This window comes from Bradyrhizobium sp., assembly GCF_050014615.1.
Lineage (GTDB): Bacteria > Pseudomonadota > Alphaproteobacteria > Rhizobiales > Xanthobacteraceae > Bradyrhizobium.
In genome coordinates, this window is sequence record NZ_JBEKCZ010000189.1 from 1 (window position 1) to 10343 (window position 10343).

12 protein-coding genes and 1 pseudogene are annotated in these 10343 nt (G+C 61.9%); 5 read left to right on the top strand and 8 right to left on the bottom strand.

Translation table 11 applies throughout. The annotated features are described in order from the left end of the window. Positions 1 to 330 precede the first annotated feature (330 nt). Both ABR948_RS23830 and ABR948_RS23835 read left to right on the top strand, forming a co-directional pair. Entirely contained in the window at positions 331 to 669 is a 339-nt protein-coding gene (locus tag ABR948_RS23830) for a hypothetical protein (RefSeq protein ID WP_428122828.1), read from the top strand. A gap of 204 nt (positions 670 to 873) precedes the next feature. After that, positions 874 to 1155 (top strand): hypothetical protein, encoded by a 282-nt coding sequence (locus ABR948_RS23835; protein ID WP_428122830.1) that lies wholly within the window; start codon positions 874 to 876, stop codon positions 1153 to 1155. Between the two features lie 51 nt (positions 1156 to 1206). On the opposite strand, the gene ABR948_RS23840 is transcribed toward ABR948_RS23835, so the two are convergent. From ABR948_RS23840 to ABR948_RS23855, 4 genes are all read right to left on the bottom strand, one after another. Then, entirely contained in the window at positions 1207 to 1944 is a 738-nt protein-coding gene (locus ABR948_RS23840; protein WP_428122832.1) for a DUF899 domain-containing protein, read from the bottom strand. A 25-nt stretch (positions 1945 to 1969) separates the two neighbouring features. Further along, a complete protein-coding gene (locus tag ABR948_RS23845) occupies positions 1970 to 2404 on the bottom strand; it encodes an SRPBCC family protein (protein WP_428122854.1) in 435 nt (144 codons plus the stop codon). Then, the gene (locus tag ABR948_RS23850) at positions 2314 to 2769 is read right to left on the bottom strand and encodes an ArsR/SmtB family transcription factor (RefSeq protein ID WP_428122835.1); all 456 of its coding nucleotides are present in this window, start codon (positions 2767 to 2769) and stop codon (positions 2314 to 2316) included. The genes ABR948_RS23845 and ABR948_RS23850 overlap by 91 nt, the downstream gene beginning before the upstream one ends. 123 nt (positions 2770 to 2892) lie before the next feature. After that, a complete protein-coding gene (locus ABR948_RS23855; RefSeq protein WP_428122837.1) occupies positions 2893 to 3900 on the bottom strand; it encodes a Bug family tripartite tricarboxylate transporter substrate binding protein in 1008 nt (335 codons plus the stop codon). A gap of 139 nt (positions 3901 to 4039) precedes the next feature. On the opposite strand from ABR948_RS23855, the gene ABR948_RS23860 reads away from it, so the two are divergent. Then, a complete protein-coding gene (locus ABR948_RS23860; protein ID WP_428122840.1) occupies positions 4040 to 4459 on the top strand; it encodes a VOC family protein in 420 nt (139 codons plus the stop codon). A 117-nt stretch (positions 4460 to 4576) separates the two neighbouring features. Here the strand turns inward: ABR948_RS23860 and ABR948_RS23865 are convergent, their stop codons facing one another. The 3 genes from ABR948_RS23865 to ABR948_RS23875 form a co-directional block, all read right to left on the bottom strand. Then, positions 4577 to 5668 carry an HD-GYP domain-containing protein gene (locus ABR948_RS23865; protein WP_428122842.1) on the bottom strand — a complete coding sequence of 364 codons (1092 nt, stop codon included), beginning with the start codon at positions 5666 to 5668 and terminating at the stop codon, positions 4577 to 4579. Positions 5669 to 5967: 299 nt separating this feature from the next. Beyond that, a complete protein-coding gene (locus tag ABR948_RS23870; RefSeq protein ID WP_428122845.1) occupies positions 5968 to 8289 on the bottom strand; it encodes a xanthine dehydrogenase family protein molybdopterin-binding subunit in 2322 nt (773 codons plus the stop codon). Continuing rightward, complete coding sequence (locus tag ABR948_RS23875) at positions 8286 to 8774, bottom strand: (2Fe-2S)-binding protein (RefSeq protein WP_428122847.1); 489 nt, start codon at positions 8772 to 8774, stop codon at positions 8286 to 8288. Before ABR948_RS23875 ends, ABR948_RS23870 begins: the two co-directional genes overlap by 4 nt. 282 nt (positions 8775 to 9056) lie before the next feature. On the opposite strand from ABR948_RS23875, the gene ABR948_RS23880 reads away from it, so the two are divergent. Then, positions 9057 to 9419 (top strand): hypothetical protein, encoded by a 363-nt coding sequence (locus tag ABR948_RS23880; RefSeq protein WP_428122849.1) that lies wholly within the window; start codon positions 9057 to 9059, stop codon positions 9417 to 9419. Positions 9420 to 9488: 69 nt separating this feature from the next. Beyond that, a complete protein-coding gene (locus ABR948_RS23885; RefSeq protein ID WP_428122851.1) occupies positions 9489 to 10163 on the top strand; it encodes a dienelactone hydrolase family protein in 675 nt (224 codons plus the stop codon). Positions 10164 to 10231: 68 nt separating this feature from the next. Here the strand turns inward: ABR948_RS23885 and ABR948_RS23890 are convergent. Further along, positions 10232 to 10343, bottom strand: a pseudogene (locus ABR948_RS23890) (polysaccharide biosynthesis/export family protein); the annotation flags it as partial.

Here is a 10343-nt window from a genome sequence, read left to right on the forward strand (position 1 = left end):
AACGCTAGGATCGGTTCGCTTTTTTTGTTGGAGTTAGACATCGCGCGGAATTATACCTGACGAGCCGACTTGCGGCTTGGAAAAACACGCAGCGCAGTTCGTTCAGTAACGGCCGGGGGTCGCTCAACCTTGGATCGCGGCGGCCAGCCTAGAACATATCAAGAACATAGTCGAGTCGGGACGGCGCAAGAATGGTAACTTCGTTCGGCATCAGCAGGGATTCTAAAGCCGGATAAAACGGGTGGATTGGCGGCAAATCTGACGGCGCGAAGTCCGACAAAGTGACCCACGCCGGAATGCGCTCAATTTCGTTGGCTGCATCGCGGAAGATTGCCGCGCCATCGCTCTGAACTATCTGGCCGTTTTAAACGTTCAAGTGTCGACTGCGTCTCGCGGTGGCTAAATGTCGAAGACGGCAATACCTTACGCGCCGACGAAACAACGCAGCCAACAGAAAGCGAAGCCCCGATGAGCGAGCGACTTGAGACGCTGAAAAAGGCGCGTGAGCGAATGACTGACGACCGCGACGCTTTTGCCAAAACCCTCGCAGCCCCCTTTGATCGCGACAAGGCCGAGCGGGCGCGGATCAAGTTCATCGAGACCCAGGAGTTGATCGACGCCATCGACCGCGCCATTGCCGGCGAGCAAAACCGGTCTGCCGAGGCTTAAGAGTCCTTCTCGGCTTCGCGAAGTCCGAAAGCGCCAGGGATCATTCGTCTGGCGCCAGCCGTGCGCTTCCCCAGCCGTGTTCCCGTTTGGAAGTTCAGGCTCCCGCGAGCCTGCCGCATGGCCGTTGGACAATTGAAAAAGGCTTCGGGAACCAGACCCGGCCGGATGTCGTTAGGACGTCAAAGGAAGTTACAGGAGGACGTCATGCGGATATTGGCAGTCGGTTGCGTCGTTCTCTCGGCGCTGTTCGCGACGGCGGCGCATAGCCGCGGCTCCGGCATGGGAGCGCATCATTCGGGTGCCACAACCGGCGGTGCTTTCGGCACGCAGCCGACCGCGCCCGGCACCAATTCCGCCGGGACGGCGCTTTCGTCCGGCGGCGCCAGCTTTATCGGAGGACCCGCGCTCGGCACCGGCGATCCGGTCACCGACCGGGAAGACCGCAAGGCCGCGCGCATGGTCTCGTCGATCTGCAAGGGCTGTTGAAACAAAGGCTGTTGAAGTAAGCGGGCTGGATTCCTCCTCAATCCAGCTGGATCAGGTGTGGCAGCACGCCACCGTCCCGGCCGCAGGCTGGTACTGGTCGCGCAGCCGCAGCCAGTCCATCGGATAAGGCAGTCCATCTTCATGGCGGCCGAGCGGCGTCAAATCGAGATAGTGATAGGCGGCATTCATCATGTCGAGGCCGCGCGCGAAGCACGAATAGGTATGGAAGATGTCTCCAACCTCGTCGCGATAAAACACGCTGATGCCGGGCGCCTCCTCGACGCCGAAGCCTGATGTCCCGAAATTATAGACCTTGGCGCCGGACTTGATTTCTTCCGGCCTGAAGGAGACCGCGTAATCGTAGTTGAAATCGCCGCCGGACGAGGAAAGCCAGTCGAAGGTCCAGCCCATCCGCGCCTTGAAGGCGTCGAGCTTTGGCAGCGGCGCGCGCGAGATCGCGACCAGCGTGGTGTCGCGCGCGGCGAGATGCGGGATCATGCGCTCGAATCCGTCAGCCCAGAACGAGCAGCTTTTGCAGCCTTCGTTCCAGTCGGGCGCGAACATGAAATGCTGCACCACGAGCTGGCTGCGCCCCTTGAACAGATCGGCCAGCGTCTGCGTTCCGCCCGGCCCCTCGAAACCATAGCTCTTGTCGACCTTGACCCAGGGCAGCGCGCGGCGCTCCTCGCTCAGCCGGTCGCGGGCCCTTGTATATTCCTTTTCATGCGCCAGATGGGCTTTGCGGGCTTCGATCCATTGTTCGCGGGAGACGATCTTGTGCGGCTGCATCGCGCGCTCCTGTGCTTATGGCGTTTCAGGCGATAAATATCTGGAGCTTGTCGAGCGTGCCGATCCACCCGCTCTCGTGGCCATCGCGCGCGGCCTCGTCGAACAATTGTTCGTGGTGCAACGTCAGCAGGGTGCCGTCGCCGTCAGGCTGCAGCGACACCGTGACCAGCGATTCGCGCTCCGGCGTCGAATGCCAGGCCCAGCTGAAAACAAGTTTCCGGTTCGGCACCACATCGCGGTAGACGCCGCCGACCTGGTGATGCAGGCCATCTGCCATATCGAAGGCGATGCGATAATGCCCGCCGCCGCGCAGGTCGATCTCGGCCCGCACCGAGCCGGCGATGACCTGTGAGGGTCCAAACCAGCGCGCTATTTTTTCCGGATCGGTCCAGGCAGCGTAGACCTTCTCGGGCCGCGCGTTGAGGCGACGCGTGAGGGTGAGGCTCGGTTGGGTGGCGATCCCGGCGTTGCTGGCGGCGCTTGATTTGGTGGCCATTGATCTTCCTCCACAAAAGCGGCAAGGCGGTCGAGATTCTCCGACCAGAAGCGCTGGTAACGGCTCAGCCAGTCCATCGCCTGCTCCATCGGCCGGGCGGTCAACCGGCACGCCACGATGCGGCCGGTCTTGCTGCGCGTGACCAGGCCTGCGTCCGACAGCACGTCGAGATGTTTCATGACCGCGGGCAGCGACATCGCAAATGGCTGCGCCAGTTCGCTCACCGAAATGCCGTCCTGCTTGCCGAGCCGCGCCAGCAGCGCCCGCCGGGTCGGGTCGGCGAGTGCCGCAAAGGTGCGGTCCAGGGCTAGATCGCTATACTTAACCATATGGTTTAGTATAGGGGCGTCCGGGCCGGCGTCAAGTTATTTCGCCAGCAGAGCCTGCGCGGTGACCATTCGCGCAAAGCGGCAATCGCCTTGCGTTCAGGACGATGTCCCGTGAGAGATTGCTTATTCCACCTTGATATCGGCGAACTTGACTACCTTTTCCCATTTTTCGGTCTCGGCCGCGATCATGGCGCCAAATTCCTCCGGCGTGGTGATCAGCGGTTCGCCGCCGAGTTCGATCAAGCGCTTTCGGACCTCCGGTTCGGCCAGCACCGCGTTGATCTCCCGGTTCAGCCTGGCGATGATCTCCGGCGGGGTTTTCCTCGGCGCCCCCATGCCGAACAACGCGCTGGCCTCGTAGCCGGGAACAGTCTCGGCGACCGTCGGTACATCAGGCAGTTCCGGCGAACGCGCTGCCGTCGTCACCGCCAGCGCGCGCAAGGCGCCGCCGCGGATATGCCCGATAATGGAGGGCATGTTGTCGAACATCACCTGGACCCGGTTGCCGAGCAAGTCGGTGGTCGCCGGCGCCGCGCCCCGATAGGGCACATGCAGCATCTTGGCGCCCGACATCGCCATGAACAATTCGCCGGACAGATGCACCGACGTGCCATTGCCTGATGACGCCATGTTCACCTTGCCGGGATTGGCCTTCACATAGGCGATGAATTCGGCGACGTTCTTCGCCGGCACATCCGGGCCGACCGTCATCACATTCGGCACGCGATTGAAGGAGGCGACCGGTGCGATGTCGCGGATGAAATTGAAATTGAGATTGACGTAGAGCGATGCGTTGATGAAGTTGGCCGGATTGACCAAGAGTACCGTGTAACCATCGGGGTCGGCCTTGACCACGGTCTCGGTGCCGATGTTGTTGCCGGCACCGGGCTTGTTCTCGATCACAAATTGCTGGCCGAGCCGTTCCGACAGCCGCTGCCCGATCAGCCGGGCCACAATGTCGGTCGAGCCGCCGGCCGGGTATCCGACAATAAAGCGGACCGGCCGGGTCGGATAGTCCAGCGCGAAGGCTTCGCCGATGAAGGCTTCTCCGATGAGGGCTTGGCCGATCGGACAGGCGAGGGCCGAGACGCCAAGTGCTATCAGACCTATCGCGGCGCGGCGTGATGCCATTTAAGTTTCTCCCTGCATCCTTGAACCGCTTGGCACGGTTCGATGTTGTTGAATTGACGACGGTGCGCGTTGTAACAAACAAACCAGGATGCGGCCAGCGCGGCCCACGCGCATGGGGCCTGCGACGAAAGGATAGCCTATGTCGGTCAAAGTCAACGCGCTCGATCACATCGTGATCAATGTCGCCGACGTGGCAAGTTCCGCCGAATGGTACCGCAGGATTCTCGGCATGGAGATCCGGATATTCGACCCGGGCCAGGGCAAGTCCACCAGGACGTCGCTGGTTTTCGGCGATCAGAAAATCAACGTGCGGCCGCGCGACGCCGACAAGGTCGAGTGGTTCACCGCGGACCATGAAACCGCCGGCAGTGACGATCTGTGCTTTCTGACCTCAAGCACGCCGGAACAGGTGGTCGCGCATCTCACGGCGTGCGGGGTCGCGATCGAGGCGGGCCCGGTGGCAAAACAAGGCGCCCGCGGCGTGCTGCGGTCGGTCTACTGCCGCGATCCCGACGGCAGCCTGATCGAGATATCGTCGTATGAAAGCGGTGCGGCTTAGGGCGCCGGCCACGGGTATCGTCATTGCGAACGCAAGCGAAGCAATCCATTTGGAAGCTAGAGTGGATTGCTTCGTCGTTTCACTCCTCGCAAGGATGGCGAGGTCTCAGCCGGCCGATCAATAAGACCCCATGGTCACCGGGCGGAACGCCTGCAGCAAATGCTGGTCGAGCTTGCCGTCCATCTGTTCCATGATGCTGAAGGCCTTGGCGTGTGTATAAGGCAGCCGGTAGGCCCGCTTCTCCACCAGCGCGGCGTAGATATCCACGATCGTGGTCAGGCGAACGATGTCGCTGATCTGATCGCCGCGCAGGCCGTCGGGATATCCGGTGCCGTCGAGGAATTCGTGATGGTGCAGCACCACATCGAGCATTTCCGGCGGAAAGCTGCCCTGGGCCGCGAGCGCGTCATAGCCGAGACGCGGATGTTTGCGGATTTCGATCGTCTCCTCTTCCGATAACACGTCCTGCTTGTCCAGAATCGCGACCGGGACGAATGCCTTGCCGACATCGTGCAGCAGGGCGGCGCGCGCCAGGCGACGCTGGTCGTCCTCGCGCATGCCGAGATGCTGCGCGAACGCAACGGCGAAGCCGGTGACAAACAGACAATGGCGATAGCTGTCGGTGTGGTGGCAGCCGACGGTCGTCAGCCATTCGCGCAGGGATGAGTGCTTGATGGCTTTCAGAATCTTGTTTTCAGCCGCCACGATGTCGCTGAATGTCAGCGGAACGCCCGCCGGAAGCTTCTGGAATATCTTGACCATCACTTCGTGCGCGGCGGCAACGCCCCGGTTCAGGGCTTTGCCGCGATCGGTGGTATCGAATCCGTGGGTGTCCGGAAAGGCCGAGCGGATGCGTTGCAGGATGCCTTGGGCATCGAACGGCCGCGATATCGTATCCGTTGCGCCCAATGCCCAGGCCTGCATCGAGCCGTGGTGGAGCGCGTCGGCGAGAACAAACAGCCGCGGCATCGCGCGGTAGGCTTCGGTCCGCAGCTTGTCCCGAACCCGCTGCACGCTTTGCGCGGAACGCAGATTGATATCGACCACGATCCCGGAAATATGACTGGCCGGGGTGTCGGGAATATCCGACGTCGAGATCGTATCCACCTCACCGACGGATTGCAGAATATTCGCCAATTCGGTGCTTCGATCGCTGCGATCGGACGCCAGCAGCAGCCGGCGTTTGGCGGAAGACGAATTGGCTGACATGGATCCTCGCTGGCGGGTAGAGGTGGCCGACAGCAGAGGTTAGCCCGACAAGCCATTCCCGGGGATTAACAGAACGGATGAATGCCTACCTATCGTGGACAGTAAAATTTGAATGAATGCCCGGCTGCCGCCGGCCCTGCGCGTATCCGGACCACGGATTTTCAAGCGGTCGTGCGATCCGCGGCGGTTCCGAAGCCCTGAACAGGCGACAATTGGAACCCGTCGAACAAACAACAGGACACAAAAAATCCGCCGGAGGGAACCTCCGGCGGATCGTTGTTGAAATCAGCGTGGCTGATTTATGCCTTCGACATCGCCGCCTTCACCGCCTCTGCCGTGATCGGCAGCGAGCGGACGCGGGCGCCAGACGCATTGAAGATCGCGTTGGCGAGCGCAGGTGCGATCACGGTCACCGCCGGTTCGCCGACGCCGGTGGCCTTTTCGCCATTGGCGATGACGCTGATGGCGACCTCCGGCATCTGAGACATCCGCAGCGGCGTGTAGGTATCGAAATTGGTCTGCTCGATACCGCCATCCTTCAGCGTTGCCTTCTCATACATGGCAAGTGAAAGGCCCCACAACGCCGCACCTTCGACCTGGGCGCGGATATTGTCGGGATGGACCTGGGTGCCGACGTCGGTGGCCACGGTCAGTTTCTTGACCTTGACCTCGCCCGAGGGCGCGACCGCGACATGCGCGACGCAAGCGGTCCAGCTTGCCGTCGCCCGCTCCTGCGACGAGACGCAGGCAACGCCCATGCCTTCGCCCTTGGGCAACTGCTTGGTGCCGTAACCGGCCATGCCCATCGCTGCGAGCAGGGTGTTGCGCAGACGTTGCGCCCCACCGGCATTGGCGCCCTTGCCGTCGAGCATGTCGATCCGGTATTGCGCCGGATCCTTGCCGGCCGCATGGGCGAGTTCATCGACCATGCTTTCGACCGCCCAGAAGGTCCAGCCCGGCGCCACCGACCGCAACTGTCCCGACGGGGTGGCGTTGTGCGCCATCTCGTTGAGAATGGCGCGGACGTTGTGGTTGGGCACGGAATAGAAGAAGTCCGCACCATTCACCGTAAACCCGTCGAGGGCGCCCTTCTTGTCGACCGCAGGGGTGAGGAAATCCGGAATTCCCCAACGCTTGGTCGGCCACGCGCTGACCACGTCGTGGTTCAACGCGATCAGCTTGCCGTCGCCGTCGAGACCGGCCTTGACCTTCTGGAACGTCAACGGACGTGAGAAGTCCATGGTCATGTCGTTTTCGCGCGAATAGATGACCTTGACCGGCTTGCCGACGGCCTTCGCCGCCTGCACCGCCGGGACCATCATGTCGGCGTCGAGACGCCGGCCGAAGCCGCCGCCCAGCCACATTTGATGCATCACGACAAATTTGGGATCGACCCCGGCCGCGCCCGCCGCGATCGCGCCGGAGCGCGTCGCAAACTGGTTGCCGGAATAGAGATGCCAGATATCGCCCTGCTGCTGCGCCGTGGCGTTCATCGGTTCCATCGGCGCATGGATGTTGATGTTGGTGGTATATTCCGCCTCGATCACCTTGGCCGCGGTACCGAACGCCGCCGCCGTGTCGCCGTCCTTGACGAAGAACAGGCCGGAGTCGTCCAGCTTCTGCAACCGCTTGGCTTCGGTGAGCAGGGATTCGCTCGACAGCTTGGCGTTCGGACCACCGTCATAGGTGATCTTGAGCGCGTCCGCGGCCTTGCGGGCGTTGGCGTAGGTGTTGGCCACCGCCACCACCCAGCCGGTGGTGGTTGCGGTCTTGTCGTCGAGGGTAACGGCCTTGATGAAGCCCGGTACTTTCCTGGCTTCGCTGTCATCGACCGATTTGACCGTGGCGCCGTAGCGTACCGGCGGCGTGACGACCTTGCCATACACCATGCCCGGCAGCATGACGTCGATGCCGTATTTGGCGGTCCCGTTGGTCTTCGAGGGAATGTCAAGCTGCGGAACCGAAACACCGATCATGGTGTACTGGTCCGGCGTCTTGAGCTTGATCGCCTTGAGCTCGTCGGGCGTAAAGGTCTTGGTGGCCTTGCCGCTCTTGACGATGTCCGCGAACGTCATCGATTTCTTCGACTTCGGATGCGAGATCACGGAATCACGCACCACCAACTCGCCGGCGGGCACGCCCATCGCGGCGGCGGCGGCTTCCGTTAATGCCATTCGCCCCGCGGCACCCGCGCGGCTCATCGCATCGTAGTTCATCATCGTGCTCCAGCTGCCGCCGGTAATCTGCGCGCCGAGCACGGGATCGTTGAACTTCGGATCGTTGGATGCGAGCTGAACCCGCATGTCCTTCCAGTTCGAGCCGAGTTCCTCGGAGATGATCTGGGCCATGGTCGAGGCGATGTGCTGGCCCATGTCGGCCTTGCCGCATGTCACGGTGACGATCCCGTCCGGCGCGATCGAATACCAGACGCTGGGATCGAAATTGCCGGCTGCAGCAAACGCCTGATCGGCGCCGAGCAGGCCGGGAACGGCGGAGTAGCCGAGCGCGAGACCCGCGGCGGCTGTGCCGACGAGGAACGAGCGGCGGCTGAGGTCGGCGGCTTCGCCAACGGTCTTGTCCTGGGTGATGTTCTCTTGGGTGATCTTCACGTGCGTATTCATGTCGGCCTCCGGTCGCCAGCGTTGGACGCGGTGCGCATATCGGCGGCGGCGCGCATGATTGCTTTTTGAATGCGCGAATAGGTCATGCAGCGGCAGAGATTGCCGTCCATGTGCGCCACGACTTCGTCCTTGGTCGGGTTGGAATTCTTGGCGAGCAGCGATGCTGCCTGCATGATCTGTCCGGATTGGCAGTAGCCGCATTGCGGCACCTGCTCGGCGACCCATGCCTTCTGCAATGGATGATCGCCCTTGGCGCTGAGACCCTCAATGGTGGTGATTTTCTTGCCGACGGCATCGCTGACCGAGGTTTGGCAGGATCGTACGGCTTCACCGTTGACGTGAACGGTACAGGCACCGCACAGGCCAGCGCCGCAGCCGAATTTGGTGCCGGTCATCTGTAGTTGTTCACGGATAACCCAAAGCAGCGGCGTATCGTTCGCCGCCTCGACGGACATATTCCGCCCGTTGATGTTGAGATTAGGCATTGTCTCTCTTCCCTAGCCGGTGCATGACGCCGCTTACGGCGGCAACTCACTTTTTGGTATTGGATGGCACCCACCGGTCCGATGCCAGTCGGGTGCAGAATGATCGCGATCGGTTCCGGAGGCAATCCAATTTGGAATCGCTCGAACAAAAAATAACATGCCAAAGGGGTGTTGTGCGTTGCGGTAATAGCGCTGACATAATAGCCGCTGGGGGTAGGCGGTTCCCACCGGCGATGGGATCGCGATAGAATAGGACGCAAGTTCAAAGCAGAAGGTTGCATCATGAAAATATCAGCTGCGTCAGTGTCTCTGGCGATCGCCCTGTTCGCCGCGGTGCCGGCTCCCGCAAATGCCGGGGCACCTGCACCGATCGGCGGTCCGTATACGCCATCCCTGATGACGGACTGGCCGACCAATACGCCGCTGGCCTTCGGAATGGACGCCGGGGAGGCCGCGCGCGCCTTGGGAACGCCGCTGCGCTACATCAGTGGCCGCCGCGGCAATGAAATCTATCTGGCGATTCGCGACACCAGCGGGGTTATTTTGTTCTCGCGCAGAGACCCGCTCTATTTGCAATTCCGCCGGGGCAGACTGACCGGCTGGAAGGGTGACAGCAGCTACATTACGCCGTTCTGGCTATGGTAGGCCGCGTGCGCTGCAATTTTCCAGCCTTACCGCAACAACTTCGTGCAACTGAAAACGAACGGATGACCCGTGGGACATGATATCAAGCTGACGGCTTCGGACCATTTTCAACTGGGCGGCTACCGGGCCGATCCCGCCACCACGCCCAAGGCGGCGATGGTGGTGATCCAGGAAATCTTTGGCGTCAATCACCACATCCGGGCGGTCTGCGACCGCCTCGCGGAAGAGGGCTATGTCGCGATCGCGCCTGCGATCTTCGATCGCGTCGAGCGTAATTTCCAGTCCGGCTATTCGCCGGATGAAATCGCGGTGGCACGCAAATTCGTCGCCAATCCCGATTGGGCGGCGATGCTGCGCGACACCCAGGCCGCCATCGATGCCGTGAAGGATGTCGGCCCGGTCGGCATTATCGGCTTTTGCCTAGGCGGCAGCATCGCCTATGCCGCCGCTACCAAGCTGTCGGGCTTGTCGGTCGCGATCGGCTATTACGGCGGCGCTGTCGTTCGCTTCGCCGACGACAAGCCGAAAGTGCCGACGCAATTGCATTTCGGCGAAAAGGACGCCGGCATTCCGCTCAGCGATGTCGAGACCATCCGCGCCAAGCGGCCTGATGTCGAGATCCACATCTATCCGGGCGCGCAGCACGGCTTTCACTGCGACGAGCGGCCAAGCTACGACAAGACCAGCGCGGAGATCGCCTGGCCGCGCAGCATCGGCTTCCTTGCCAAGCATTTGAAGAAGTAAGATTGCGCCGTTATTTCGGGACCACGCCAGGAAGCTTGTCCCGGAATGACAACGTACTTCGGACATCGTCAGAACCAGCGTTCGCCGACGAGGACGGTATCGCCGGGGCTCAGGGAAGTACCGAGCGGCACGATGTAGCGCGACGAACCCGAACTGTCGCTGTGGGTCAGCGTCACGCGG

Coding starts and splice junctions, on each gene's coding strand:
- ABR948_RS23835 (WP_428122830.1), top strand. CDS start 874: ATGCGGATATTGGCAGTCGGTTGCGTCGTTCTCTCGGCGCTGTTCGCG.
- ABR948_RS23840 (WP_428122832.1), bottom strand. CDS start 1,944: ATGCAGCCGCACAAGATCGTCTCCCGCGAACAATGGATCGAAGCCCGC.
- ABR948_RS23850 (WP_428122835.1), bottom strand. CDS start 2,769: ATGGTTAAGTATAGCGATCTAGCCCTGGACCGCACCTTTGCGGCACTC.
- ABR948_RS23855 (WP_428122837.1), bottom strand. CDS start 3,900: ATGGCATCACGCCGCGCCGCGATAGGTCTGATAGCACTTGGCGTCTCG.
- ABR948_RS23860 (WP_428122840.1), top strand. CDS start 4,040: ATGTCGGTCAAAGTCAACGCGCTCGATCACATCGTGATCAATGTCGCC.
- ABR948_RS23865 (WP_428122842.1), bottom strand. CDS start 5,668: ATGTCAGCCAATTCGTCTTCCGCCAAACGCCGGCTGCTGCTGGCGTCC.
- ABR948_RS23870 (WP_428122845.1), bottom strand. CDS start 8,289: ATGAATACGCACGTGAAGATCACCCAAGAGAACATCACCCAGGACAAG.
- ABR948_RS23875 (WP_428122847.1), bottom strand. CDS start 8,774: ATGCCTAATCTCAACATCAACGGGCGGAATATGTCCGTCGAGGCGGCG.
- ABR948_RS23880 (WP_428122849.1), top strand. CDS start 9,057: ATGAAAATATCAGCTGCGTCAGTGTCTCTGGCGATCGCCCTGTTCGCC.